The following is a 26,191-nucleotide window of genomic DNA, read 5'->3' as shown; positions in this document are numbered from 1 at the left end:
TCAGGTGACCGGCGACGGATGTCGTCGGTCGATGAGGATCATCGCCACGTCGTCCGTCAAGAGGCCCTCGGTATGGCGGATCAGTGCCCGGTGCAGTTCGTCCAGGAACTCCTGCGGGGAGGTGTCCGCGGGTATCCGCTCCATGGTCTCCGGCAGGGGGAAGAACTCGTCGGCACGGTTGCGGGCTTCGATCACGCCGTCGGTGTAGAGCAGCAGCCGGTCACCGGGCAGGAACGGGTAGCTCTCGGCCTTGGCGGGAGGACCGTCCACGAGGTCTTCGAGACCGAGGGGCGGCATGGGCGAGGCCGGCATCAGGGTCCGAACCCTGCCGTGGCGCAGCGCCAGCGGGGGAGGATGGCCGCGGTTGACCAGGTGCACCACCTGTTCGTCCGGCACCTGGGCGATGAGCGCGGTGGTGAACCCCTCCAGGAGCACTTCGGGAAGTTCTGCCTGGGAGTAGGTGCCGGCGACGGCGGCCTCGCGCCGCAGCGCGGCCGCGCAATGGTTCATGACCTCCTGCAGTTCGTCCTCGTAGTGCACGGCCTCCCGGAACGCGCCCAGCGCCACCGCGACCGCGCGTATGGCGGACAGCCCTTTCCCCCGGACGTCCCCCACGATCAACCGGACGCCGTAGCGCGTCTGTACGGCCTCGTACAGGTCTCCGCCCACCTGCGCTCCCGTACCGGCCGCCAGGCACATGCTGGCCGCCCGCACCGGGCCCAGGAGCTCGGGGACGGGCCGCAGGACGACCTCCTGGGCCGCCACCGCGATCCGGCGCACCTGGTCGAGTTCGCTCTGCCTGCGCGCACGTACCGCCTTGCTCAGGGTGACGCTGGCGACGGACACCACGATGATCCCCAGGAAGTTGCCGATGATCAGCTGGGTCTGGGTTCCCCACGACTGGTTGTACGTCGCGGAGGTCGCGTTCACACCCGCGGCGAGGGCCGCCGCGGACAGCGTGCCCACCGGGCCCGTCGTCAGCGCGGCCAGCGCCGGCGTCGTGGTGAGAATGGGGCCGGTGACCAGATCGTGTGCGGGCGAGAGCTCGATGCCCAGCACGCCGAGCGCGATCGCGAAGGGCGCGCACTGGGCCAGTGTGAAGAGGAGTGCGCCGTGGCCGCCCGCTCCTGTTCGAGAGATCCGAGAGATCCGAGAGATCCGAGAGATCCGAGAGATCCGAGAGATCCGAGAGATTCGAGGAACTCGCGAAGACGGTCCTGGTCGAACGGGCGGGCGCGGATGTGACCCCATGGGACCAGCCTGCCTCGCGGAAGCCGTTACGGCCTCCCGGAAACCCCTGACCACCAGGGCCCTTGCCTCCTTGGGCCACAGGCCCCGGTCCCGGCTGCCTTATTCCCCGCCCGGGGGGTGGTGAAGATCACGGTCAGTAAGGCCCTGGCTACGGTCGCGTAGGTCATGATCCGCGGTGAAGTATGGGCTCCCGTGGCAGCGACGACGACATCCAAGACCAAGACCATTGGCTCGTACGCGGCGCTCGGGGACAGTTTCACCGAGGGCGTGGGGGACCCGGGACCGGGGGACACCTTCCTCGGCTGGGCGGACCGACTGGCCGTCCTTCTGGCCGACCGGCGCGAGGAACGGCACGAGGAGCTCGGAAACCCCGGCGACTCCGGCACCTCCGGCGGGCCCGGTGGCTCCGGCGCGGACGCCGGCTCCGGCGGGTTCCGCTACGCGAACCTGGCCGTACGGGGCCGGCTGCTGGACCAGATCGTGGCCGAGCAGGTCCCCCGGGCCAAGGAGCTCGCACCGGACCTGGTGACCTTCTGCGCGGGCGGCAACGACATCATCCGACCCGGCAGCGATCCGGACGATGTGGCCGAACGGTACGAGGCGGCCGTGCGCGACCTCACCGGATCCGTCGGCCTGGTCGTGATCACCACCGGCTTCGACACGCGCGACGTGCCGGTCCTCAAGCACATGCGGGGCAAGATCGCGACGTTCAGCGCGCACGTCCGGTCGATCGCCGACCGGTACGAGTGCCCCGTACTCGACCTCTGGTCGCTGAAGTCCGTACAGGACCGGCGGGCCTGGGACGACGACCGGCTGCACCTCTCGCCCGAGGGGCACACCCGGGTGGCCCTGCGCGCCGCCCAGGTGCTCGGCCTCGACACGCCGGCCGACCCGGACCAGCCCTGGCCGCCGATGCGCCCGCGCGGATCGGTGGACACCACCCGCGACAACATCCACTGGGCGCGCGAGCACCTGGTGCCGTGGATCGGCCGGAGGCTGCGCGGCGAGTCCTCGGGGGACCACGTGGAGGCGAAGCGGCCGGACCTGCTGCCGCTGTAGAACCGGCCCTGTAGCCGCTGTGCGAGGGGCGCCGGGGCGGCCGGGAGGGGCGGGGGCGCGCCCGGAGCCGCGTAACGGAATCCTTGGGGGGTGTCATGCGTTGGGATGGTGGTAACCATGAGAACGCCCTGCCCGCACCCCCCACACTGGAGGCGCCTTGACCGGCTCCCGTCCCTTGCGTCCACGGCTGCGTGCACTGCGGCCCGAAGCCTTCGGCGCGGACCCGTCCGGTGCCCGGCTGGAGCGGATCCGGCGTTCGCCGAACTTCGCCGACGGAGTGTTCCAGAACCCGGCCGGGACCCGGACCAGACCCTCCGGGTCCATGGCGGAGTTTGCCAAGATCTACTTCCACAAGGAGCAGCGGCTCCGGCGTAGCCCCGGCGCCCCCATCCCGGTCTACCCCACGACCCTCGCGGAGCTGTCGAAGCCGCCGGTCAGCGGCCTGCGGCTGACCTGGATGGGCCACTCCAGCGTGCTCGCCGAGATCGACGGGCGCCGGGTCCTCTTCGACCCGGTCTGGGGCGAGCGCTGCTCCCCCTTCCCCTTCGCCGGGCCCAAGCGGCTGCACCCGGTACCCGTACCGCTGGCCTCGCTCGGCGAGGTGGACGTGGTGGTGATCTCGCACGACCACTACGACCACCTCGACCTGCCGACCATCAAGGCCCTGGCCGGCACGGACACGGTCTTCGCCGTCCCGCTGGGCGTCGGCGCGCACCTGGAGCGCTGGGGAGTCCCGGCCGACCGGCTGCGCGAGCTCGACTGGAACGAGACCACCAAGGTCGCCGGCCTCTCGCTCACCGCCACCCCGGCCCAGCACTTCTGCGGGCGCGGCCTGCGCAACCAGCAGTTCACCCTGTGGGCGTCCTGGGTCGTCGCGGGCGACGAGCACCGGATCTACCACAGCGGGGACACCGGCTACTTCTCCGGCTTCAAGGAGATCGGCGCGGCGCACGGGCCCTTCGACGCCACGATGATCCAGATCGGTGCGTACTCGGAGTTCTGGACCGACATCCACATGACGCCCGAGGAGGGCATCCGCGCCCACCTCGACCTCCAGGGCGGCGCCCCGCGCGGGACGATGCTGCCGATCCACTGGGGCACCTTCAACCTGGCCCCGCACCCGTGGGACGAGCCCGGGGAGGGCACGATGACCGCCGCGGCCGTGGCCGGGGCGGCGATCGCCCTGCCGGTGCCCGGGCAGCCCTTCGAGCCGGGCGCGGCCGACGCGCCGAGCGCGCCCTGGTGGCGGCCCTTCGTGGCCGCTGGCTCGCCCCCGCCGCTCACGGCGGCCCGGCCCGCCGCGGCCGAGCGGCCGGCGGCCGTGACCCGCGAGGAGCCGGAGGCGGTGGGCTCCTAGGCCCGGGATGCCGGAGGGCCGTAGGGCCGGAGGCGTGCAGGCCCGGCAGGCCGTAGGCCGCAGGACCGTAGGCCCGGAACGTGAGCGGAGCGGTACCTCCCGGGTGGGGAGGTACCGCTCCGCGGTGTTGTCAGGGCGCCGCCGGGGAGCTACCGCTTGTGGCCGTGGCGCACGTCCAGGCACAGCGCCCAGACGTCCGAGTAGCTGCCGGGGGAGGGCGTGCCCCCGCTGTGGGTGGCTGCCGTCCAGTGCGACGGGTTGGTTCCGCCGTCGGCGACGGGGGTACCGGTGGCGTCGCTGGGGAAGCTGCCGTTGAGGTGGGGGCCGCCGGAGGTCGCCTTGCTGAAGTCGGTCGTGGTCACGTTGCCGCCGCTGACGGCGGCGCCCCCGCTGACCAGCTGCCCGTCGGTACGGGCGCAGCCGGCCGTCGCCGTCTGCCCCGTCGAGGCCGTGTTCGGGCCGCTGACCTCGGCGAACCTCACCGTCGTGGAGACGTGCTTGAGGTCGATGCCGCCCGCGCCGCAGATCGCGTACGCGCTGCATCTGCCTAGGTAATTCTTCGATTTGAGTTGCATATGTCGAAGTCGAATGGCTGGCTCCGCGGTCAACGGGCCGCCGCTGTGGGGCGGGAGGGGAGCGAGGTGCGGACGGGGCCCCGGCAGGCGGCGCGTGCCCGCCGGACGCCGGGGAGTGCGCGCTCCCGGCGCATTCGGGCTGTCGTACGAGCGCTCCATCGGGAGCGGGAAGCACCCGGGCGAAGTTTCCCAACTGGCCGTCCTGGGGCCGAGCGTGCGGTCTAGCGTGGGTATCCGGTGATCAACACCGGATCCCGGGAAGCCCGGGGGCCGGGCCCCACATACCGAGGACGCCGATGTCCGGACTCCGCGCCGCCCGCCACTCCCCGTCGAGACATGCCGTCACCGGTCCCGGTCGGCAGATACGGCCCCAGCTGATCCGCGCCGCCCTGCTGCCCACGCTCGCCGCCGGGCTCAGCGGCGCCGCCGCGGTCATCTTCGCGCTCCAGCTCGGCGGCGGCGCGGGCGCCCGCGACCCCCGGCTGTGGCCGGTGCTCAGCGGCTGCGCCCTGCTCTTCGCCGGCGCGCTCGCGGCCGCCCTGCTCGGGGCCCAGCGCGCGGCCAAGACCGTGCGCGACCGCTGCGAGGCGCTGCGCCGCTCCAGCGTCCGGGGCCGCCAGGAACTGCACTCCACCGCCGACCGGCTGGAGCGCGGCGAGCTGCCCGCCCGCCCGGTGCGCGGCGGGCCGGCCGCGCCGTCCTTCGGTCCCGAGACGGCGGGGATCGACGAGTTCTGGCTGCTCTCGCAGGAACTGCGCGGCGCCCGCGAACAGGCCCACGCGACCCTGGTCCGCCTCGGCGCCCCCGTCGCGCCCTCCGACAGCGACCGCAAGGTCGAGGTCTTCGTCAACCTCGCGCGCCGCCTCCAGTCCCTCGTCCACCGCGAGATCGCGCTGCTGGACGACCTGGAGGACACGGTCGAGGACCCGGACCTGCTCAAGGAGCTCTTCCACGTCGACCACCTCGCCACCCGGATCCGGCGCCACGCGGAGAACCTCGCGGTGCTCGGCGGAGCCGCCTCGCGCCGCCAGTGGACCCGGCCCGTCGACCTGAGTGAGGTGCTGCGCTCCTCGGTCGCGGAGGTCGAGCAGTACACCCGGGTCAAGGTGGTGCCCCCCGCGGGCGGTTCCGTACGCGGCCACGCCGTCGCCGACGTCGTGCACCTGCTGGCCGAACTCGTGGAGAACGCCACCGTGTTCTCCGCCCCCGACACCGATGTCGTGGTGCGCGCGGAGCGGGTCACGGCCGGGATCGCGGTCGAGGTGGAGGACCGGGGCCTCGGCATGCCGCCCGAGGAGGCGCACCGGATGAACGCCCTGCTCGGCGACCCCGACCAGATCAGCGTCCGGCAGCTGCTGGCCGACGGGCGGATCGGCCTGTTCGTCGTCTCGGCGCTCGCCCGCAGGCACGGGATCGCCGTCGAGCTCAAGTCGAACATCTACGGTGGCGTGCTCGCCGTACTGGTCCTGCCCCAGGAGCTGTTGGGGGCCGAGGCGCCGAGCGCCGCCGAGGCCCTGGGCGGCTCCCGGGCCACCTCCTGGGGGACCGGCGAGGGGACGGCCGCCCCACGGCTGGAGCCGGTACGGATGACCCTGCCCGCGCCGGAGCCCTCCGGCGCCCCGCCGGTGGTACCGGGCCGGGCCGCCGGCGCGCCGGGCAGGCTGCCCCGTACGGGGCCTGCGGGTGCGGAACCCGTGCGTGCCGAACCCGTGGGTGCGCCGGTGAGGGCGGCGGCCACGGCGATGGCGCCGACGGCCGCGGCCTCCGCGGGCGGGGCCTCCGCGGGCGGGGCCTCCGCGACCGGGGCCTCCAGGCTCGCGGAGGCGCCGGACGGCATGGTGGCCCCGCTCGAGCCGCCGCTGCCCGTGCCCGCCGCCCGGGACAGCGGAGAACGCCCGCCGCTGCCCCGGCGGCGGGCCCAGGAACACCTCGCGCCCCAGCTGCGCGAGGCTCCCGTACCCCGCCCGGGCGGTCCCGAGGGCGCCGAGCGGCCCGTGCACGACCCCGGCCTGATGGCCGCCTTCCAACGGGGCTTCGGCCTCGCCCAGTCGGAGCACCAGACGTGACCCCGGCCTCTCACCCGACAGCGAAGGAGCGCACCCCCATGGGCGGCGAAGTGGCGACCACGATCAGTACGACCACGATCAGTACGACGACCACGCGGCTCTCGGACCTCGACTGGCTGCTCAGCGGTCTGGTCCAGCGGGTGCCGTACACGCGCAGCGCGGTCCTGCTGACCGCCGACGGGCTCGTGACCTGCGTGCACGGGCTCGACGCCGACAGCGCCGACCACCTGGCGGCCCTCGCCTCCGGGCTGTACGCACTGGGCCGCAGCGCCGGTTCCCGGTTCGCGGAGGGGGCCGAGGTCCGGCAGGTGGTGGTCGAGCTCGACACTGCCCTCGTCTTCGTCTCGGCGGCCGGATCCGGCACCTGCCTGGCCGTACTGGCCGACCGGGAGGCGGACGCGGGCGTGCTCGGCTACGAGATGGCCATGCTGGTCAAGAGCGTCCGCCCGTACCTCGCGGCCCCGCCGAGGCGGCCCGCCGCCGACGCGGAGCGATGAGGGCCCGTGCGAGGGGGGCAACGGCACCGGGGGGACCGCGAGATGCACCGTGGCTGGACGATTCGGCGGGCCGGGTCATCCGCCCGTACACCGCGAGCGGGGGGCGGACGCGACCGTCCGTCGCCCTCGACCTGCTGTCACTGGTGACGGCGACCGGAGTGCGCCCGCGCGCGCCGCTCGGCGCCGAGCACGCCCTCGCGCTCCGGCTGTGCGCGGGCTCGGCCGCGGTCACCGTCGCCGAGGTGGCGGGACACCTGAGGCTGCCGGCGGTGGTGGTCAAGGTCGTCCTCGGCGACCTGATGGAACACGGGGCCGTGACGGTACGGGCACCCTGCTTCCCGACCGGCGGCACCTTCGCCGACGACGACCAGTCCCTGCTCCGGGCGGTGCTCGATGGCCTGCGCAAACGGCTCTGACCCGGCCGCCCACGGATCCTCCGCGACCTTGAAGATCCTGGTCGCGGGCGGGTTCGGGGCGGGCAAGACCACCTTCGTGGGCGCGGTGAGCGAGATCGAGCCGCTGAGCACGGAGGAACTGCTGAGCGGGCTGAGCGAGGCCGCCGACCCGCTGGACGGGGTCGAGGCGAAGACCACCACGACCGTGGCGATGGACTTCGGCCGGCTCACCCTGGACCAGGGACACGTGCTGTACCTCTTCGGCACCCCCGGACAGCAGCGTTTCTGGTTCCTCTGGGAGGAGCTGTGCGCGGGCGCGCTGGGCGCGGTGGTGCTCGCCGACACGCGCCGCCTCGACGACTGCTTTCCCGCCGTGGACTTCTTCGAGCGGCGGGGGATCGGCTTCGTGGTCGCCGTCAACGAGTTCGACGGCGGGCACGGCTACACCGCCGAGGAGGTGCGGGACGCCGTGGGGCTCGGCCCGGACGTGCCCGTCGTGCGCTGCGACGCACGCCTGCAGAGCTCCGCGACGGGGGTGCTGGCAGCCCTGGTCCACCACCTGCTCGGCGCGTCGCACCGGACGCGTACGACGTACCCGACGACGTGGGGGAGACACCATGACCTACTACGAATCGACCGGACACCTGCTGCTCACCCCGGTGGACCGGGAGGCGCCCGCGCGCGTGCTGAGACTGCGTGAACTGGGCCTGGGGGAGCGGGTGGACGGTGAGCTGGACGCCTTCGCGCGGCGGGTCGCGGACAAGCTCGCCGCACCGTACGCCGGCATCAACTTCATCAGCGAGGAACGGCAGTTCTTCGCCGGCCTGCACCACGCGCCCGAAGCCCCGGCGAGCGGCTATCCGGCGCGGGCGCTCCCCCGGGACCACGGGTACTGCCCGCACGTGGTGGTGCGGCGGCGCGCGCTGGTGCTGGAGGACGTACGGGACTTCGCGCGCTTCGCGGGCAACGCCGTCGTGGACGAGAGCGGGGTGCGCTCCTACGCGGGCGCGCCGCTCACCGACCGGCGCGGGATCGTCCTCGGGACGGTGTGCGCGGTGGACGTGGTGCCGAGGCGGTGGGGCCTGGCGGGGCTCGCGACGGTGAAGGCGCTGGCGGCGGAGCTGGTGGAGCTGGTGCACGACCGGGAGGACCTCGCGGCCCGGGGGTGAATGTCAGTGCCCGGGTCTACGGTCGGAGACGAGGGACGGCACCGGAGCAGAGCGGACCGGAGAGGAGTCGGGGGATGGCCACGACGGCGGAGGACGTCCGGAAGATCGCGCTGTCACTTCCGGACAGCAGCGAGAAACTGGCCTGGGGCATGCCCACCTTCAGGGTGGGCGGCGGAGCGAACGGCAAGAGCGGCAAGAGCGGGAAGATCTTCGCGGCGCTGGCCGACGACGACACCTCGATCGGAGTGAAGTGTCCCCAGGAGGACCGCGCCGAGCTGATCGCGGCGGAGCCGGAGAAGTTCTTCATACGGCCCGGCCACGACGACAACTACGCATGGCTCCGGGTCCGGCTCGCGGTGGTGGAGGACACGGCGGAGCTGCGCTCGATCCTGACCGACTCCTGGCGCCAGGCCGCCCCCAAGCGCCTGGCGGCGGCCCATCCGGAACTGGACCGCCCCGCGCCGAAGGGGCCGGTCACCGCGGAATGAAGGCGGCGATCCGCGCGCGCAGCGCGGCCGGGTCGAGTCCGTGGGCCGCCGTGTGCTCCTCGACCGTGCCGTAGCGGCGCAGCTCGGCGCGGCCGACCCCGAGGCCGAGCACCCGGTGCGGGACCGCTTCGAGCGCCTGGTTCGCGGCGGCCGTGGAGGTCCCGGCGAGGTACGGCTCGACCAGCACCACGTCGGCCGGGCCGTGCCCGACGGCGGCGCGCAGTGCCGCGTCGTCGAAGGGCCGTACGGTCGGCGCGTACAGCACGCTCACCTCCGTGCCCTCGGTCGCGGCGAGGACGTTGTCGAGCAGGGGCCCGACGGCGACGACGACGCCCGCACGGCCCTCCCGTACGGTCTGGAAACCCGGGCCGGTGACGGGGTGGGCCGTCGTGTTCGACTGCCCGGAGAGCCGTACGTAGACCTTGTCGTCCCCGGCGGAGTAGGCGTGGCGCAGCAGCGCCTCGGCCTCGTCCGGGTGGCCCGGGACGTGCACGGTCCAGCCGTCCAGGGTGTCCAGCAGGGCCACGTCGCCCGGCGCCATGTGGGTGAACCCGCCGGCCGGCCAGTCGTAGCTCGCGCTCGCGCTGACGAGCACCCCGCCCGTGCCCTGGTGTCCGAAGTCGAGCTTGACCTGCTCGAAGGGCCGCTCCACGAGGAAGCTGGCGAAGGTGTGCACCACCGGGCGCAGCCCGGTGAGGGCCAGGCCGCCGCCCACGCCGACCAGCAGCTGCTCGCGGATGCCGACGTTGATGACCCGGTCCGGATGGCGGTCCTGGGCAGGACGGAAGCCGTCCATGGTGATCTCGGCCAGCACGAGGGCCAGCCGGGGATCCTCGTCGAGCGCACGCGATGTGACTGAAATGAACCGTTCGCGCATGGTGTCCATGTCTCCCCCTCGAAGGCGGCCAGTGCTCCGTCAGTGCTTCTTCAGCGCTTCTTCTCGACCCGGGCGACCACGACGTGGGGCCGGCCCGGATGAGGTGTGGTGTACGCCGTGTGCAGCGCCGCGTGGTCCCGGCCGTCCACGGTGACCGCCGACCAGCCGGCCGCCTCGAACCGGGAGGCGATGCCGCCCCGCCAGCCGTGGGTCGCGGAGTCGTTGTCGATCACGATCGAGTGCAACCGCTCCAGACCGGCCGGGCCGGCGTACGCGATCGCCTCGTGGTTGCTGCCCTCGTCCAGCTCGGCGTCCCCGATCAGCACCCACACGGCCGGGTCGCTGAGCCCTTGGGCCCGCAGCCCGAGCGCGCTCCCGACGGCGAGCGGCAGCCCGTGCCCGAGGGAGCCGCTGCCGATCTCCACGCCGGGGATCAGGGTGCGGTCGGGGTGGTGCCCGAGGGGCGAGTCGTACGCGCCGAACCCGCTGAGCCAGCCGACGGGGAAGAACCCCTTGGCGGCGAGCACGGCGTAGTAGGCCATCGGCCCGTGCCCCTTGGACAGCAGGAACCGGTCCCGCCCCGGATCCCCGGCGCTGCCTGGCCCGACCCGCAGGACCCGGTCGTAGAGCACCCACAGCGCGTCGAGCGTGGAGGTGGCGGCGGGACCGTGCTTCTCGGCCCCGGTCATGAGGGCCATCAGGGCCCCCAGGTCTTCGTAGCGGAAGCGGGCGTCCGCGGCTGCTGTCGGCGTCATGGACCGATCGTGCAACCTCAAGCGCCGTTGAGGTCAACCCCTCCTCGCTCCACCCCGCCCCGCCGCGTACAAGAAAGGTGCGCGCGACCACCTCCGGAAGTGCGGTATCGTTCTCCTGCACGTTCAACCAGGGGAAACCCCAGGTCAACGGGCATCGGGACGTGGCGCAGCTTGGTAGCGCACTTGACTGGGGGTCAAGGGGTCGCAGGTTCAAATCCTGTCGTCCCGACCATGCGGAAACGCAGGTCGGAGGCCGTTCTCTCATCCATGGGAGGACGGCCTTTTCCATGCCCGGAATGCTGGTGGTCGCATTGTGGTCGCACGCCCGCTTTGGGGTTGGTTGGCGTTGGGGTGGAAGCCGGTTGGGGCGGGGGAGCGGAGCCGGTTGAGGGCTTCGCGTAGGTGCTGGATGTGGTCGCGTGGTGGTCGCAGCCGTTGCAGCCAGGCCCGTCGGTCGTTTCGCTTCTGGGCCCGGGTGAGGGTGTGGTCGATGGTGTCGACGGCTTCGCGGGCGGCCTGTTGGGTGAGGTGGCTGTAGACGTTGGCGGTGGTCGAGAGGGTGGAGTGCCGCAGCGTCTTGGAGACCACGGTGAGCGGGACGCCGGCGGTGATGGTGATGGTTGCGGCGAGGTGCCGCAGGTCGTGAACGGTGATCTTTGGGACGCCGGCTTCGTCGGACAGCTTTCGGAGCCGGTCGAGTACGCCTTGCGGACGGAGTGGCCGGCCGTCGGGTCGGCAGAACACGAGTCCGGCGAACGGATCGCCTGGATCGCTGCGTGGGAGGGCCCTTGATTGGAACCGGTGTTGGAGTGCGGTGGCGACGCGGGGTGAGATGGCCACCCAGCCCCGGCTCGAGCGGGTCTTCGGCGTGGTGAGGGCGAGCCGGTTGTTGTCGATTGCGGAGAGGGTGCAGCGTACGTAGAGGACACCTTCCGTCAGGTGGACGTCGTCCCAGTGGAGGCCGAGGGCCTCTCCTTTGCGCATGCCGGTGCCGATGAGGAACTCGAACAGGTCGGCCATGTCCGGGGCTGCCTGATGGCAGTGCTGGAGGAAGCGGACGGCCTCGTCGGCGGTCCAGATCCGCCGCTCCGGCGACGGTGGACGGTGAAGCGCCGGGGGGCTGGCGGGGTTGTGGGCGAGGCGGTGTTGGCGGAAGGCGTCGCCGAGGGCGCTGGAGAGGGTGGCAAGGCACCGGTAGAGGGTGGTCTCTCCGCGGCCTGCGGCGAGCTCGCTGGTGACGAACGCGGCGATGTGCCGGTGCCCGAGCTCGTCCAGCTTCAGGGTGCCGAAGGCGGGCGCGAGGTCGTTGTGGACGTAGTCCCGGTATCGCGCCATGGTGGTCGGCTTGAGCACGAGCGCCTTGGCGGCCAGCCAGGCGGTCAGGTAGTCGGCGACGCTCTGGTTCGGGTCGGCGTTGAACCCGCCGGCCTCGCCCTCCAGGAACCTCCGCAGCGCCCCTTCGGCCGCGTCGTGGCTGTCGAATCCGCCACGGCGGACGGTCGTCCGGTGCCGGCGCGGTGCCGGGACGTCGACCGCGAAGGTCCACGTCCCGTGGTCACCGTCAGCGACCAGGTGGGGGCAGTGCGCTCCGAGCTGGTGACGCAATGTGTCCCGGCAGCCACATCTGCGGTAGATGCGGCCGCGGTCGCCGGTGGTACGCATGGGGATCGCCTCCAGGAGGCGGAGGAAAGGTCGACACCTCCAGTCTCGTGCGACCACCCGCGACCACCACGACCCACGCGCCCCCTGTGACCTGCGCTTTCCCCTTGTCTCTGCGTCAAGGGCAGCATTCAGCTGGCGAGGCGGTGGTGGGTTCGTGGGATCAGCTGGTTGTGTCAGTACCGGACTGTTCGATGGGGTCTCCGAGCCGGGCCCGGGGTTGTGAGGTCACCGATCCGTCGAGCGCGGCGAAGGTCGTGGCCGCATTTTTTACACGTCGAGCCTGGACCAGTGGGTAGGCGAGGAGGTTGAGATCTGCCAGGGCGGCCGCGTGGGTGAGGTGGCTGGGGCCGGGCCGAAGGCCGGGTCCCAGCCACCGAGGGTGCGGGGGTTTCCCTGCCGCGGCGGCACTGCGGACGAGTGAGGCCTGTACGCTCACGCTCGCCGAGCGCACGCCCCCTGGGCTGCGGCCGTGCCTGCCGTGAGGGCAGCGGCAGTAGCCGAGGTTTGGCCCGCCCGGACCCGGGCTGGTTGTGAAGCGGGGGCCGTGGCTCCCGAAGCTCAGCGAGCCGCTCGCTGCGCCGCCCGCATCGTCGGCTCAGTGTAGGTCTGCATTCGGAATGTCCTGTTCCGAAGTGGCGACCTGGACTTTTCCGGCTTTCTCATTCGTGGGACACGACACTTCTGTCTCACGATCTTGGCCCGTGGCGCCCGGTTGGGATGCCGGTCCACTTCAGATTGGCCAGCCGCTTCTGGGCGGTGTTCGCTCGTGGTCCGGTGGCGGCCATTGGGACTGGAGCAGCCGTTGGCGCTGAGATCAATCTGAATGACGGAGGACCCCGGCGGTCACCGCCGGGGTCCTCCCTCAGGCTTCCCGCCGAGCAGGGCTGGCAGGGCGTGTGCTGGTGGTCAGGCCGCTCATCGCCTTGTCTTGGGGGACTTCGGCGACACCAATTTGATACCCGCCCAATCCTTGCCAACGCCGGTGTTGAGGATCTGGGCAAGGCCTGCGGTGCTGGCCGCCTCGGCAATATCGCTCGCCTCGACGTAGCCGGCTCGGCCTGTCCTCGGGGTGATCACCCAGATGACGCCGTCGTCGGAGAGCGGCCCGATCGCGTCGACGAGGGCGTCGGTCAGATCGCCATCGCTCTCCCGCCACCACAGGAGGACTACGTCCACCGCTTCGTCCGCGTCCGCATTCAGGAGTTTGTTCCCCGATCGCTCCTGCACGGCGGCGCGGACGTCATCATCGACGTCTTCAGCCCATCCCAGTTCCTGTACCACCATCTGGGGCTCGATGCCGAGCCTGTCAGCTGCGCCGACCATGCCCGTTTCTCCAGCTGTTACCACGCTTCCATCTCCCTCTCGTCAGGCGCCATGGCCCGGGGGCCCAGACCCAGGTTCAGCGCAGCGAACCCGCGTCGCATCCCAAACACGCAGTGGTTCACCCAGGCGATGTCAACGTCGCCTCCATCGCACCCGGTCGCGCAACGACCGGCATCCCGCCAGGCGCGAGCTCGACGACTACGTCGGCGCCCGGGCTGGGTCGGTCAGGCGTGCGGCGTGAAGAGTTCGAGCGCCGAAGGCGATCACTGTGCTAGCCCGCCAGTCCCAAGGCCGGAGACTTCCTGACCCCGATCTCTTCCTCCCTGCCAAACAGTGGTTGCAGTGAGTCCAGGTCGCCGGGCGGGGGTTCGCCGTCGAGAGCGCCGCGGCTGGGCGTAGACCGCCCTCACGTCCTGGTCGAAGTCGGCGTAGAGCAGGCGCGTCAGCTCAAGCCGTGACTCGTAGATGACATGGTCACGCATCGTGGAGGACCAGTACGTCCCCGAGCAGTGCTTCTGGTCCTGCCGCCAGCGAAAGGTTCGCCACGGCATCGAAGGCTCGAAGACATCGGCGCCGGTAGCGGGCCAGGGCCGGTCGTCGTCGATCTGGCCGTCCACGTGGCGGAGCCTCATCGAGACCTCGCCAAGGACATACGACATACCGCACCCCCGAGCAGCAAGAACGGGGAGATGAGCCCCCGAACCCGACCAGCTGAGACATCTCCACGATCACGGCGGAGAACATCGCTGCATAGATCGAGACCGGGATCAGCACTACTACGAGCGAACGACTCAGACAGGAGTTCGTCTCACTGTCCTGTCCCTTGGGCCAGAAGAAGGCCACCATCAATGAGAAAGGGTCATCGGAAATACGAACCTACACTCAGTTCAGGTACTCCCCAGGGCCGCCGTCGCGCACGGTGTCGAGGGTGAAGCAGTGCAGGCCTCCGCCGAAGAGCCGGCGGTGGCGGTGGCGTACGGGAACGACTGTGAAGCCGTTGGATTCGAGGGTGCCGCGGAGGCCGGTGGCGGCGGTGTTGACGAGCGGTGGTCTCGTCGACGGACAGGACGTTGAGGTCGATGTAGGGGCTGGTGAGCAGCAGGTCCTGGGGCAGGTAGGAGGGGAAATCGGCAGGGTCGGGCTCGGGCGGGACGATGAACTTCCAGCCTTGCAGGGGCCGGGGCAGCAGCTCTCGTACGCGGTCGTGGCGGGCGAGGAAGACTCCTGGGCGCAGGGCGAGGAGGGTGGCGTCGATGTGGCTGTCGGCCATCCGTTCCACCCGGTGGACGGTGAACCGCCCGCGCAGATGGCGTTCGAGCCAGTCGGCGGCCGACCGGTGGTTGGCTTGGGCGGTGTTGACGATCAGGTCGCGGCCCAGCCGCATGACCTGTGCTCCGTCGAGCATCATGTCGTGTCCCGCGTCGTACGGGCCCGGACGTGCGTACGGCACGGCGCCGGCTCCGAGGGCGGCTGCGGCGTGACGGGCGTAGGAGAGGTCGAAGGAGGCGTCCGTCAGGCTGGGGCGCGGCATCGCCGTCCAGCGTGCGCCGGCGTCGAAGCAGCGGCGGAACAGCGGGGCCAGCAGGCGGGTCTCCAGGCAGCGGGAGCGGACCATGGGCGGGGTTTCGATGATCTCGTCGCCGACGATGAGCGTGTTGTCGCGGATGTTCAGCGCGGGTGTCGGAATGGCGCTCCAGCCGGGGCCGGCGATGGGCCCCGCGTCCGGAGGGAGGGCGAGCGGGCGGTGGACTGTGACCCCGAGCGAGACCAGGGTCTCGGCCAACCCCTCTACGTCCTCGATGAGTTCCTCGACGTACTGAGGATGGACCGCCCGGCGCTCGGGTGCCTCCCCGGCCGCCAGGCGCGGGTAGTGCCAGCTGTCGTAGTGCAGGAGGTTTTCCTGTTGAAACAGTTCGAAAGTGAGGTCGCGGTCGTGGCCGGTGTAGCCGGTGCCCGATCCGACGATGACCTCACGCAGCCGAGTGAAGCCGTCGTAGCTGTTCAACCGCACTGCTTGCCTCTTCCACCCGTACCTCCCCGATCGGCCTAGGGCCTGTCGTCAAACTCCCGTCTGCCTCGCGCCGCCTGGCACGCGCTCTCGCCGCACCGAACGGAAGTCAAGTACGTCCAGTACGCGGGCTTCCGCCCGGCACGCCGAGAGCACGCACCAGACGCCGCGAGGCCGCCCTTCGGGCGACGATGGGAGTTTGACGACAGGCCCTAGCCCTACCCCGTGGCCGACATGCGCAGGCGGCGCCGATGCCGGTGGCACCCGATCGGAGGAGCCGACGAGGCCCGGGGCCCCCGAGAGACGGTGTGGATGACCGCGACCCTGCCGCAGAGCCGCCCGGAGTGACGTGCACGGCAGCCGGGCTGCGCCGCGCCGCCAGCCTCCGGCAGGCGATGCGTCCTGCCTGACCGCTCACTCCACGCGATCGCCGCCGGCGCTCTCGTCCTCGTACAGAAGCTGGGCGGAAGGCGAACGAGGGGCCTGCCGTCCCGGGACGGTGTAGGCGAAGTTCAGGACGGTACGGCGGACGCCGGGCCGGGTCAGGGGGCTGACGCGGTGCGCGGTGGTGTCGGCGCGCAGCAGATAGGCGTCGCCGGCCCGGTGGTGGCGGCGGTGGACCGGCGTGTTCGCAGGCAGGGGCAGTGCAGTGGTGTGCGGGGCGTACTCGAGCAGGCCGCCGTCGCCGGGGTCGGCGGGAGCTTCGAGAAAGAGGACCAGGGCGTACGGGTAGTCGTCGGTGTGCTCGCCGTGCGTGTCGCCCGGGTGGTGGAGGATGTTGATGACGTGGCGCTCGGTGACGTCGCGGACCTCCATCACGGGTTCTCCCGTGATGGAGGAGAGCAGGGCGAGCAGGTCGGGCCGTAGGTAGAGGTCGCCGATGAAGGGCGACTCGGCGGCCAGGGCGGAGCCGCCGATCGTGGTCATGTGCCGGGGCGAGCCGCCCATGCACTCCATCGCGAAGTCCCGCCGCCTGGCATCGGCCTCCAGCCGGGCCAGCTCCGTGCGGAGCCTTGCCAGGCCGGACGGCGGGAGGAGGCCCGGCAGCGGGAGGTAGTTGTGAGCGGCGAAGCGTCGCGCGGTGTCCGCGGGGAGAGTGGGAAGGCGGAGCACGTCCGGCGTTCCGCTCAGACCCGGCCCAGGATCCTGTTACCGGGTGCCGAGGCCTTGGTGGAGGTGAAGAACTCCATGGCGGCCTTCAGCCACTCGTCGAGGGTGAGTTCGCCGTTGCCGTCACGGTCAAGTGTGCGGAAGATCTCCTCCGCCTCGGCGGCCGGAACTCCGATGGCGCCGTAGAGCTTCTTGAACTCGCTCAGGTCCACGACGCCGTCGTCGTCGCGGTCGGCGAGGGCGAGGTCGGCTTCGACGGAGGGACGGACCATGTCGGAGATCTTCGATGGGTCGGGTGACTGGGCGAGTCCGGTGACGAAGGCGTCCCGGGACACCCGACCGCCGCCCTCGGCGGGGACGAGGCGGGTGATGGACGTCCAGTAGTGCGCCTTGGAGTCGCGCAGTGCACGGGACTTGGGAGAGTCGGCCGGCTCGCCGACGCCCTCGATCAGCCGGTCGGCGAGGGCAGTGAAGTCGGCCTGGGAGATGTATCCGTCGCGGTCGGTGTCCAGCAGGTCGAAGCGGTGCTCGAACTTACGGCGCAGCAGGTCGGCAGTCATGGCGTCACTCCGTCGTGTCATCGGGATCCGTGTGCACCCGTGGTCTACCGGAGGCGTTCGCGCCGACCGGGCAGCCACACGGCCATGTCACCTGGGTGGAGGGCCAGGTTCATCGCAGGACCGATTCTTCAAAGGCGGTCTTCCGACCGGGCGGAGCGGTGCTGTTCACTGGCCGCGTCATGCTGCCCCTGTTTCCAGGAGGTCTTCATGCACGACGAGCGACCGGGCACCGAGACGGACGTCCTGGTGGTCGGAGGCGGCCCCGCAGGCGCGACGGCCTCCGCCCTGCTGGCGCGACAGGGGTACGACGTGACCCTGCTGGAGCGGTCCCGGTTCCCCCGCTACCACATCGGCGAGTCGCTGCTGCCGTCCTTGCTGCCGCTGCTGGACCTGCTGGGCGCGCGGGAGGTGGTCGAGCGGCACGGCTTCGTCCGCAAGACGGGCGCGTACTACGACTGGGGCGGCCAGGAGTGGGCGCTGCGCTTCGGCGGGCTCGGCCGGAGCGCGGAGTACAGCTTCCAGGTCGTCCGGTCGGAGTTCGACCAGGCTCTGCTGGACCACGCGCGTGCCCAGGGCGCACGGGTGCACGAGGAGGTCACGGCCCGGACGGTCGACTTCCGCGACGGGCGTGCGTCGGCGGCCGCCTGGACCTCGGCCGACGGCACGGGAGGCGTGATCTCGTTTCGGCACCTGGTGGACGCCTCGGGCCGGGCCGGGCTGCTGTCGGCCCGGCAGCTGCGGTCGAGGCGGTTCCACGATGCCTTCCGTAACGTCGCCACCTGGGGGTACTGGCACGGAGCGGCACGCATCGGGGCGGCCCCGGACGGTGCGATCTGCCTCTTCTCCTTACCCGACGACGGCTGGTTCTGGGCGATTCCCCTCCACGACGGCACCCTCAGCGTCGGCCTGGTCACCGACAAGGAGTCCTTCACCACGGCCCGCCAGGCGCTCGGCGGCACGGAGGCCGTCTACGCGGACCGGCTGCGCCGGTGTCCCGCCCTCGCCCGCCTGCTCGCCGGGGCAGACCTCGTCACTCCCCTCCGGGTGGAGAGCGACTACTCGTACGCCGCCGACCGCTTCTGCGGACCCGGCTGGTTCCTGGCCGGCGACGCGGCCTGCTTCCTCGACCCGCTGCTGTCGACCGGAGTACACCTGGCCATGTACAGCGGCCTGCTGGCAGCGGCCTCGATCGCCGCCGCGCAGCGGCAGGACGTCGCAGAGGCCGAGGCGGTGGCCTTCTACCAAGGCGCCTACCGTCACGCGTACGAACGCCTGCTCATCCTCGTCGGCGCCTTCTACGACATCCACCAGGGCCGCGATGCCCACTTCCGCCGCGCCCAGACCCTCAGCCACCGCGACCAGCGGCCCCTGAGGCTGGACGAGTCCTTCCTGCACATCGTCACCGGCGTCGAAGACCTGCATGACGCCCAGGACGACACCGTCGCCCGCCTGTTCGCCGCCCTGCGAGAGCCAATCGCGGGACACCGCAAGGTGGGCTTGGGCGGGCACGGCGCGAGCCTGATGACCCCATGGCCCACCGCCCCGGATCAGGCGGTGGCCGGCCTCCGCCTGGTGTTGGAGCCCCACCTCGGCCTACAGCGCCAGGAGGACTGACTGGAATCGAAGGAGCCCTTCGCCGCTGCGTTCGAACACAGTTGTGGCGCCTCGAGCATGAGGATGCCCTCAGGGCTGCCCAGAACTCGTCGGCCGGGACCACGGCTGCGACGGCTCAGCTGGCCCCTTGGCAACGCAGAGCGTGTCGCTGCATCAGCCGGGATATGTCCTTGGCGGTGACGATCCCCACCAGATGGCCAGCGTCCACCACGAGGATGGGCATGCCGGTCCCTGGGCCGAGCCTGTCGAGAACCTCGCTCAGAAGCTCGTTCGGTGCGGCGGTCGCACACTGCGCGAGCGCCGTCGCCACCTCGCGTACGCGTAGCGCCTCCCGGTGTGCTCCCGGGATCGAGGCCAGCCGGCGCACATGCACGATTCCGCTGGGACGGCCTTCGAAGTCGAGCAGGGGCAGGGCGGAATGCCGGGATTTCACTGCCACCTCGTCGATGAAACGCTGGACGGTCAGCCAGTCGGGACCGGTGGCCACCGGGCTGGACATGGCATCGGCCACGCGCACACCCTGTACGGCCGTGTGGAGAACGGCGTTCTGCCGTTCCGCGCCGGCGACGACCGTGATGAAGAGGCCGACGAGGACGAGCCACAGCCCGTCCGGCGCCCCGCGCAGGAAGGAGATCCATCCGACGGCCGCCAGCAGCACTCCTGTGACCTGACCGCTGCGGGACGCTGCCCGGTCCGCACGCTGCCGGTCTCCGGTGCGCCACCACAGCAGCGCCTGCAGCACCCTTCCGCCGTCGAGCGGTGCGGCGGGCAGCAGGTTGAACGCGCCAAGGAACAGGTTCGCCCAGCCGAGCCACACCAGGACGGCTGCGGGTAGCGTCCAGCCGAGCAGCGCGTCCAGCCCGATTCCGGCTCCGAGCGCCACGCCTCCTATGGCCAGGCTGGCGAGCGGCCCGCTGACCGCCACCGCGAAGGCGGCCGCCGCGGTCTGTGGTCGCCCCATTCTGGTCATCCCGCCCAGCGCCCACAGCGTGACGTCCTGTACCGAGATCTTCCTCCTGCGGGCCGTCGCGGCGTGTGCCGTCTCGTGGAGCAGCAGGCTGCCCATGAGAAGTGCCGCTCCTACGACACTGGCGACGGCGTACACGGCATCCGAGCGTCCCGGAGCCATCGCGGGGAGGGCCTGGCGGCCGAGACCGTAGGCGAGCAGCACCGCCAGCAGCGGAACGCTCCAGTGCATCCGCAGCGGTACCCCGACAACACGTCCGACACGGACGGAGCCGTTCATCGTCGTCTCCTGCCGGCTCGGCAACCGGTCCATCCGAGCAGGCCCTGCCACCTGCACTCCGTGAACCGACCGTCGCGGCACTCACCCACAATTGTCACTCTCAAACCGCCGCATGATGCACAGGTGGTAACCGGCGGGCGCTCCGGCTCTGAGCGGGCGGCGGTGGCCGTCCGGCGATAGGTCCTGTCTGCCGGTGACTTGCGCGCCGATGACGTCCGGCGGGGTGACCCGCCGTGTTCTCAGAAATGAGAAGGTGGCCGTTCGGGTGTCCGGGGCCCCTGCAGCCGGGCCGCGAGCTCCTCGGGCATGCCGTCTCGGTTGGCCGGGGTGAGGTGGACGACTTCGATGTCGGCGCGCCGCTTGAGGGCGTCGGTGAACGGATCGCGGTGCGCGTGGACCGTGGCGACGATGTCGAAGTCCGCGGTGAACAGCGTGATGACGGCGTCCCGGAACGCTGTGCACGCCAGTTCCATCCGACCCAGTTCGTCGATGAGTACCAGCCGCCCTGTCGCCTCCTCGGCTGCTGTCGGCCGTAGCGACGGCAGCGCCAGTCGTTCCATGACGCCCAGGTCTACGCCGTATTGCCCTACCTGCGGCGGACCGGGGAGGCCGACATGGGCGAGCACCTCCCGCCGGCCTGCCAGGGTCTCCAGGACAAAACCGACCCGGGTGCCGGATTGCCGGATCTCCTCCGTGGTGAAGCCGGTGGCCGAGTGGGCGGGAAGCAGCGCAGCCAGCCGGCGGAGGGCGGTCGTCTTCCCCGCGCCAGGGCGGCCCTCCAACAAGATCCTCATCGGCATGATGCCATGTTCACCCCTGCTCCCGGAGGCGGGCCGGGTGAGATCGGCCGAACGGGGGATTTGGCGTGCGGACCGGTGCCGGCGCCGCTGTTGCGGGTATGGCGGCGCGCATGAGCGGAATTGAACTCAGCAGCACCGCGTTCGACGATAAAACGGTGATCCCCCGCCGGTACAGCGGGGAGGGGGAGAACATCTCACCGCCCCTGACCTGGTCGGGGGTGCCCCAGGAGGCCAGCGAGCTGGTGCTCCTGTGCGAGGACCCGGACGCGCCAGGGGCGACCTTCCTGCACTGGCTGGTGACCGGCATCGATCCGGGGACGACCGGGGCGGCGGAGGGTCAGAAACCCCACGGTGGCCTGCCGTGGCCCAACGGCTTCGGGCGCGTGGGCTGGGGAGGGCCGATGCCTCCGCCGGGGCACGGGCCGCACCGGTACTTCTTCCACCTGTACGCCCTGTCTGAGCCGCTGCCGCTGCACGACCGCCCGGGCGTCGAGGACGTGCACCGTGCCCTGAAGGGTAGGGAGCTGGCCTCCGGCACCCTGGTCGGGACCTATCAGCGCTGAGCGCGTCGCCGCTGGGCGTAGCCGTGGGCGCCGTACAGCCGGACGAACCGGGCCGCGCCGACCGTCCTGCGGTGTACCAGGCCGCGGGCCCGGCGCTCGTACCGCTCGACGCACTTCTGTCGGGCATCCCGAGGGTTTCGTCGTCGAGTACGACCTTGGCATCGCCGACGCCGTGCCCGGCCAGCCGCATGCGGACCTCGTCGACCAGGTCGGGCCAGCGCTCGACGTGGGGCTGCTGCAACGACTGGCGGCAGCCCACCATTGAAGCTCCGCCATCTTGAAGTGGCTGGTCAGCGGGGTGGGCGTGACCTCGTTTCCGGATTCTCGTGCTGGTCGTGGGCGCAGTCTGTGTTGCAGATCGTCCGGCGGGGTGGGGTTGCCGATGAGTTCACCGTCCTCGAACGGTCTACTCAGCGACACGACCGTTCTCGACAGGAGTGCCATGTCCACCATCCAGCCAGTGATCATTACTGCCGACCAGGACGTTCTGCTCGGCTTCTATACGAAATTGTTCGGCGCTGAGGAGATCTTCCGGGTACCGGCGGAAGGCCCGGCCTTCTACCTCGGCTTGCGCATCGGCGACACCGACCTCGGGCTGGTGGCCAAGGCGGACCCGGGGACTGGGACGCCGCCGCGGATCCTGCTCAGCATCGGTGTCGACGACGTCGACGAGACACTCGGCCGGGTGGAGGCGCTGGGCGGCTCGGTCCGCAGCGGCCCCAACGACATGCCGTGGGGGCAGCGCGTCGCCCACATCCAGGACCCCGACGGCAACCCGGTGAACCTCACTCAGCCGATCCCGGCCCAGTGACGCAGTTCCGGGGGCATGTGCTGATCGTGGGCTACCTGCGGTAGAGATCATGGACCTCGATGAGGCCGGGCGGCAGATCGGCAAGGACCTCCCAAACCCGTACGTTGATCGTATCCGCGGGCCACCGCGACCCGCGGCGGCGGTGCGTGGGTCGGTCCATGCCGCCTCGCCTCACCGAGTGCCTGATGACAGGACAGAGTCCGCTCGCTGGAGAACAGTTGGGGACCACACGGTGTGCGCGATGGCACACGATCGAGCCTCTTGTGCACAACTTGCGCCCCAACTAAGTCTGTTATATCCAGAAAATACTCCCGGACCTCTGGGGGTCAAGGGGTCGCAGGTTCAAATCCTGTCGTCCCGACTGTGCGGAAACGCAGGTCGGAGGCCGTTCTGCCAGATACTGTCGACGGCCGAGGAGCATACCCCGACCCACGGGTAGTCCGAGATGATGCCCAGATGCTCGGACGGAGCAAGCTGCTTGCAACGCTCGTCCAGCCAGTTGGCGAAGCCAGGCCCAGCCTCGCCGGCCGCAGGACGTCGTAATTGTCGACGTCCTGGCCTAGCTTCTTATTCGCCAGTGAAGAGGAGCGGATCCTCCAGGCCACCGAGGCGTAGATGGCTCTGACCGAGCAGAAGTCCAGCCGGGCCGCGGTTGAGCCGGTTGATGAACGCCAGCGTCAGACGATCCATTCAGGCCTCTTCCAGTCAGCGACTGACGGGTGCTCACCAAGCTTAGCGTGCAGGATGATTCGTCTCGCGCGTCGCGGTCAGCCTCACAGAGGGGCAGCTGGCGGCTGCCCCTGCGGGCAAGCTCCGGCAGCCGGTGGCGTATGGGGCGGCGGAGCCGCCGCCCAGTGCCTACCGGGGCTGGTGGAATTGATCGGACTGCAGCCGAAACTCCGATCCCACCGCGCTAAGGAGCCGGGCACCCGGGCCCGGATGCCTTGCCCAGGCCCTGGATATGCGGCTCCGCCCAGGCTCCGGGTCAACTACTTGGAGTATGGCCCCGCCCGGAGAAGCTGCACCCAGGCGCAGGCTCCACCGTCTTCGGCAGGGCCGTTCAGCGGATGCGCCCCGGGCAGGGTCGCCTCAGACTGGTGATGGAAGTCCGACTTGGTGAGCAATGGAGCCAGTGGGCACCATGCCAAAGGTCGTGATCAACATGCCTGAGGGACCGAATTCCGAGATCATCCGCTACTTGAACGATAAGCATGCTGTCGGGTGGGCGCTGATCGATCACGAGCCGCGGTCCACGGCGGCCGCCCGGGCAGACGTACTGGTGGGCGGACACGGGCTTAAGAGCTCTGAGATCGTCAAAGTCGTCCTGCTGTGCAAGAGTCCGCGTCTCGGCCGTAAGCAGTGGTCTCTTGTTGTGCTTCCAGCCAAGCAGTACATCCGGATGGAGTTGGCACGCGACGAGTTCGGAGGCCGCGTGCGGCTCGCCACGGAATCCGAAATTAAGGAGCGAACGCCCTGGTGTCAGCTGGGCTGCCTCCCAGCGCTCGGCGGTCTGCTCCAGGTCCCGCAATACGTCGATCCGCGTGTGCTGAGCGGCGAAGCCGTGGTGTTTCCTGCCGGTGTGCCGTCCCAGTCGATCAGGCTTGCCATAAACGATTTAAAGGTCGTGGAGACAGACCTGACCGTTGCGATGCTTTCCTAGTCAGCAGAAGACAGCGTCTCCGGTGGCGTGATGATGAACTCCAGAAGGATCCAGCGACGCGGCGTCATCGCCCTGTCTGTGATAGGTGTTCTAGTTGTCCTGGCTATCGCCTTCGCGATATTCGAGCCGCAGTGGATTCTCGAACGGACAACCAGCTCAAAAAGGCTCGACGCTATGACTGTCGATCAGTTACTGAAGGCCCAGAACGATGTCCGGGCGACTTTGTTGCAGGCGATCGCCGGGGCCTTGTTCCTGCTCACCGCGGCGTTCGCGTGGCTGGGATTCAGGCTGAACAGCGAAGGACAAGTCACTGAGCGGTTCTCGAGAGCAGTAGATCAACTGGGGAACAGCGACAGTCCGAGCGTCAGGGTCGGCGGCATATTCTCCCTCGACAGAATCGCCAGAGAGTCGAGCGCGGACCGGCCTGCCATTGTCGAACTACTCTCCTCCCATGTGCGCTCCCACGTCGCTCGGGGGTCGCACACCGAGGCGCCAGATCAGTCGACCGATCCGGGTACGCCGCCGACGGGACAGCCCAGTCGTCCGCCACCGGATGTCGCGGCAGCCCTCATAGTGCTGGGTCGTATCGGGAGGTACGGCAAGTCCGAAATTGCGCCAGGGATCAAGGCATCGGCGCTCGACTACGCGGATCTTCGCGGAGCAATCCTGCCGTACGCGAACCTGAGAGGAGGTTATCTTCGCGGCGTGGATTTCGGGCGGGCCGATCTTCACAATGCCGTACTCGCCGACGCGGACTTGCAGGAGGCGAAACTTCAGCGGGCAAACCTCCGGGGTGCCGACCTGAGGCGCGTCAACCAGGGAGTCGGGGGCCGACCGAGGCCGCTCTATCTGCAGTCGGCCGACCTGCACGGGGTAATTCTTGAGCGCGCACACATCGACAACTCCCAGATGGAGGGAGCGAAGGTTGGGACTGCGGAATGGAATGGGCGCGCAGCGAATCTCCGGGGTGCGCATATGAGGGAGGTCAGAGCTTCGCATGCATGGCTCGAAGGGGTGGACCTTTCGGTCGCAGATCTCCGCTTTGCTAATCTGGTAGACACGCATCTCAAAGGAGCGATCCTCGTCGGCGCACATCTGCAGGGTGCCGACTTCACCGATGCTCACGACCTCGATTCCGCGAACCTACTGAATGCCGAGATAGACAGCAGGACAATTCCACCGAATGTGGACTTCGAGTGGGGTGACCGTGTCAAACACGTCCCCAACTGAGGGGAACGCTCGGATCGGTGGGCAGCTCGCAGGGCCTCGGGTTGAGGGCAGGGCTTCGGCGTACGGCGGCGGCCTCACCCGCGTTCAGCAGCCCGCTGAGCCGAGCCATGCGGACCGCCGAACTGGCGGGCCTGACCGGCGTCAGGCCTGATCCAGACCTGGTGGAATGGGATTACGGCGGCTACGAGGGCCTGACCGCGGCGCAGATCCAAGAGACGACGCCGGGCTGGGACCTGTGGCGGGACGGCGTCGTTCCCGGCGATGTGGCCCACCCCGGCGAGGAGCTCCGGCAGGTGGCCGCGCGCACGGACGCGGTGCTGGGCCGGTCCGGCCGCTGCTCGTCGAGGGCGATGTCGCCGTCGTCGCCCATGGCTATCTGGCGCGCCTGCTCACCGTGCGCTGGCTCGGCCTCGACGCTTCCGCCGGCCGACTGCTCGGCCACCCGCACCCTGGGACCCTCAGCTTGCTGGCCACCGAGGACGGGCAGCCCGTCATCTCCGCCTGGAATGTGGCGTAGCGGCGGGTGACTTGGCAGTGTCGTTCACGAGCGGTCGCTCACGATCCGCCCTGCTTCGGCGTTTTCTGGCGGGCCTGCTCCATCAAGCGGTCCTCCCCCACCGGGAAGCAGGGTGGCGTAGTCGTGTGACGCCCGGTTTGTGATCACCGGAGGCCGAGGAGTGCGAGGGGGCGACGGACGTCACGGGCGTTGCGGCGGAGGCCGACTGCGATGTTGTTCTCTCCGGCTGCCCTGAGTGCGCCGATGGCGAGGCAGCGCCAGGTGGCCATGGCGCGGGGCGCGTTGCCGGTGCGGACCTGTGAGGCGTCCTCGGCAGACGATCATGATGTAGTGGGCCCGGCGGCCCATGAGGTAGTCGGCGTGCTCGCGCTGGGTGTGCATCGAGTCGCTGGTGACCCGGCCCCGGCCAGGTCGGTGACGGTGTCCAGCAGCGGCTTGAAGCAGCTGATCTCGTTCGTCTTCTCGTCGACGTCCAACTGGGCCAGGACCAGGCCGGTGGTGTGCTCGAGTGCCGCGAGGAGGTGGATCTTCCGGGTCCTTCGCTCTGGCCGCGCCGCGCAGACTCTTGCCGTCCACGGTCAGGCCGCGCAGCCGGTGG

Annotated in this window: 25 protein-coding genes, 1 tRNA gene and 1 pseudogene; 16 read left to right on the top strand and 11 right to left on the bottom strand. The window is 70.4% G+C overall.

From position 1 onward, the window contains the following. Entirely contained in the window at positions 1–1,059 is a 1,059-nt protein-coding gene (locus tag ACODT5_RS09170; RefSeq protein ID WP_422518682.1) for a PP2C family protein-serine/threonine phosphatase, read from the bottom strand. 357 nt (positions 1,060–1,416) lie between these two features. Between ACODT5_RS09170 and ACODT5_RS09165 the strand changes: the two genes are divergently transcribed. Together ACODT5_RS09165 and ACODT5_RS09160 are read left to right on the top strand one after the other, a co-directional pair. Continuing rightward, on the top strand, positions 1,417–2,310 hold the full coding sequence (locus ACODT5_RS09165; protein WP_422518681.1) for an SGNH/GDSL hydrolase family protein: 894 nt from the start codon (positions 1,417–1,419) through the stop codon (positions 2,308–2,310). A gap of 157 nt (positions 2,311–2,467) precedes the next feature. After that, the gene (locus ACODT5_RS09160; protein WP_422518680.1) at positions 2,468–3,667 is read left to right on the top strand and encodes an MBL fold metallo-hydrolase; all 1,200 of its coding nucleotides are present in this window, start codon (positions 2,468–2,470) and stop codon (positions 3,665–3,667) included. Positions 3,668–3,816: 149 nt separating this feature from the next. On the opposite strand, the gene ACODT5_RS09155 is transcribed toward ACODT5_RS09160, so the two are convergent. After that, the gene (locus ACODT5_RS09155; protein WP_422518679.1) at positions 3,817–4,242 is read right to left on the bottom strand and encodes a hypothetical protein; all 426 of its coding nucleotides are present in this window, start codon (positions 4,240–4,242) and stop codon (positions 3,817–3,819) included. 296 nt (positions 4,243–4,538) lie between these two features. Here ACODT5_RS09155 and ACODT5_RS09150 point away from each other — a divergent pair, with 296 nt between their 5' ends. The 6 genes from ACODT5_RS09150 (at position 4,539) to ACODT5_RS09125 (ending at position 8,857) form a co-directional block, all read left to right on the top strand. Next, a complete protein-coding gene (locus ACODT5_RS09150; protein WP_422518678.1) occupies positions 4,539–6,308 on the top strand; it encodes a sensor histidine kinase in 1,770 nt (589 codons plus the stop codon). Between the two features lie 38 nt (positions 6,309–6,346). Next, entirely contained in the window at positions 6,347–6,805 is a 459-nt protein-coding gene (locus ACODT5_RS09145; RefSeq protein ID WP_422518677.1) for a roadblock/LC7 domain-containing protein, read from the top strand. After that, the gene (locus ACODT5_RS09140) at positions 6,802–7,221 is read left to right on the top strand and encodes a DUF742 domain-containing protein (RefSeq protein ID WP_422518676.1); all 420 of its coding nucleotides are present in this window, start codon (positions 6,802–6,804) and stop codon (positions 7,219–7,221) included. Before ACODT5_RS09145 ends, ACODT5_RS09140 begins: the two co-directional genes overlap by 4 nt. Continuing rightward, positions 7,199–7,900: a GTP-binding protein gene (locus ACODT5_RS09135; RefSeq protein WP_422518675.1), complete on the top strand. Its 702-nt coding sequence runs from the start codon at positions 7,199–7,201 to the stop codon at positions 7,898–7,900. Before ACODT5_RS09140 ends, ACODT5_RS09135 begins: the two co-directional genes overlap by 23 nt. Beyond that, entirely contained in the window at positions 7,818–8,369 is a 552-nt protein-coding gene (locus ACODT5_RS09130; RefSeq protein ID WP_422518674.1) for a GAF domain-containing protein, read from the top strand. Before ACODT5_RS09135 ends, ACODT5_RS09130 begins: the two co-directional genes overlap by 83 nt. Before the next feature lie 74 nt (positions 8,370–8,443). Next, positions 8,444–8,857 (top strand): MmcQ/YjbR family DNA-binding protein, encoded by a 414-nt coding sequence (locus tag ACODT5_RS09125; protein WP_422518673.1) that lies wholly within the window; start codon positions 8,444–8,446, stop codon positions 8,855–8,857. Here ACODT5_RS09125 and ACODT5_RS09120 read toward each other — a convergent pair. Then, the gene (locus tag ACODT5_RS09120; RefSeq protein WP_422518672.1) at positions 8,844–9,743 is read right to left on the bottom strand and encodes a transketolase family protein; all 900 of its coding nucleotides are present in this window, start codon (positions 9,741–9,743) and stop codon (positions 8,844–8,846) included. The genes ACODT5_RS09125 and ACODT5_RS09120 overlap by 14 nt on opposite strands. 41 nt (positions 9,744–9,784) lie before the next feature. Further along, positions 9,785–10,489 (bottom strand): transketolase, encoded by a 705-nt coding sequence (locus ACODT5_RS09115; protein ID WP_422518671.1) that lies wholly within the window; start codon positions 10,487–10,489, stop codon positions 9,785–9,787. 155 nt (positions 10,490–10,644) lie between these two features. Here ACODT5_RS09115 and ACODT5_RS09110 point away from each other — a divergent pair. Then, positions 10,645–10,721: transfer RNA gene (locus ACODT5_RS09110), tRNA-Pro, on the top strand. A 29-nt stretch (positions 10,722–10,750) separates the two neighbouring features. Here the strand turns inward: ACODT5_RS09110 and ACODT5_RS09105 are convergent. The 5 genes from ACODT5_RS09105 to ACODT5_RS09085 form a co-directional block, all read right to left on the bottom strand. Continuing rightward, a complete protein-coding gene (locus ACODT5_RS09105) occupies positions 10,751–12,151 on the bottom strand; it encodes a tyrosine-type recombinase/integrase (RefSeq protein WP_422518670.1) in 1,401 nt (466 codons plus the stop codon). A gap of 915 nt (positions 12,152–13,066) precedes the next feature. After that, the gene (locus ACODT5_RS09100) at positions 13,067–13,474 is read right to left on the bottom strand and encodes a DUF3052 domain-containing protein (RefSeq protein ID WP_422518669.1); all 408 of its coding nucleotides are present in this window, start codon (positions 13,472–13,474) and stop codon (positions 13,067–13,069) included. An 859-nt stretch (positions 13,475–14,333) separates the two neighbouring features. Further along, positions 14,334–15,479: a glycine amidinotransferase gene (locus ACODT5_RS09095; RefSeq protein WP_422518668.1), complete on the bottom strand. Its 1,146-nt coding sequence runs from the start codon at positions 15,477–15,479 to the stop codon at positions 14,334–14,336. A 417-nt stretch (positions 15,480–15,896) separates the two neighbouring features. Then, positions 15,897–16,595, bottom strand: a complete 699-nt coding sequence (locus ACODT5_RS09090; protein ID WP_422518667.1) for a HalD/BesD family halogenase — start codon at positions 16,593–16,595, stop codon at positions 15,897–15,899. A gap of 14 nt (positions 16,596–16,609) precedes the next feature. Further along, a complete protein-coding gene (locus ACODT5_RS09085; protein WP_422518666.1) occupies positions 16,610–17,152 on the bottom strand; it encodes an EF-hand domain-containing protein in 543 nt (180 codons plus the stop codon). A 207-nt stretch (positions 17,153–17,359) separates the two neighbouring features. Here ACODT5_RS09085 and ACODT5_RS09080 point away from each other — a divergent pair, with 207 nt between their 5' ends. After that, positions 17,360–18,766, top strand: a complete 1,407-nt coding sequence (locus ACODT5_RS09080) for an NAD(P)/FAD-dependent oxidoreductase (RefSeq protein ID WP_422518665.1) — start codon at positions 17,360–17,362, stop codon at positions 18,764–18,766. A 115-nt stretch (positions 18,767–18,881) separates the two neighbouring features. Here the strand turns inward: ACODT5_RS09080 and ACODT5_RS09075 are convergent, their stop codons facing one another. Further along, entirely contained in the window at positions 18,882–20,012 is a 1,131-nt protein-coding gene (locus ACODT5_RS09075; RefSeq protein WP_422518664.1) for a site-2 protease family protein, read from the bottom strand. 239 nt (positions 20,013–20,251) lie between these two features. Further along, complete coding sequence (locus tag ACODT5_RS09070; protein ID WP_422518663.1) at positions 20,252–20,806, bottom strand: nucleoside-triphosphatase; 555 nt, start codon at positions 20,804–20,806, stop codon at positions 20,252–20,254. 116 nt (positions 20,807–20,922) lie between these two features. On the opposite strand from ACODT5_RS09070, the gene ACODT5_RS09065 reads away from it, so the two are divergent. The 6 genes and pseudogenes from ACODT5_RS09065 to ACODT5_RS09040 all read left to right on the top strand — a co-directional run bounded on the left by ACODT5_RS09065 (position 20,923) and on the right by ACODT5_RS09040 (position 25,593). Further along, positions 20,923–21,375, top strand: a complete 453-nt coding sequence (locus ACODT5_RS09065; RefSeq protein WP_422518662.1) for a YbhB/YbcL family Raf kinase inhibitor-like protein — start codon at positions 20,923–20,925, stop codon at positions 21,373–21,375. Positions 21,376–21,817: 442 nt separating this feature from the next. After that, positions 21,818–22,186 (top strand): VOC family protein, encoded by a 369-nt coding sequence (locus tag ACODT5_RS09060; RefSeq protein ID WP_422518661.1) that lies wholly within the window; start codon positions 21,818–21,820, stop codon positions 22,184–22,186. Between the two features lie 1,141 nt (positions 22,187–23,327). Continuing rightward, positions 23,328–23,846, top strand: coding sequence for a YbaK/EbsC family protein (locus ACODT5_RS09055; RefSeq protein WP_422518660.1), 519 nt, complete (start codon positions 23,328–23,330; stop codon positions 23,844–23,846). Positions 23,847–23,876: 30 nt separating this feature from the next. Then, a complete protein-coding gene (locus ACODT5_RS09050) occupies positions 23,877–25,076 on the top strand; it encodes a pentapeptide repeat-containing protein (protein WP_422519603.1) in 1,200 nt (399 codons plus the stop codon). A gap of 17 nt (positions 25,077–25,093) precedes the next feature. After that, positions 25,094–25,339, top strand: a pseudogene (locus ACODT5_RS09045) (histidine phosphatase family protein); the annotation flags it as partial. Then, positions 25,243–25,593: a histidine phosphatase family protein gene (locus tag ACODT5_RS09040; protein ID WP_422519602.1), complete on the top strand. Its 351-nt coding sequence runs from the start codon at positions 25,243–25,245 to the stop codon at positions 25,591–25,593. The pseudogene ACODT5_RS09045 and the gene ACODT5_RS09040, both read left to right, overlap by 97 nt. Positions 25,594–26,191: the final 598 nt, after the last annotated feature.

The organism is Streptomyces tatrensis, from assembly GCF_049310065.1.
GTDB lineage: Bacteria > Actinomycetota > Actinomycetes > Streptomycetales > Streptomycetaceae > Streptomyces.
This window is presented reverse-complemented; position numbering and strand designations above follow the sequence as displayed.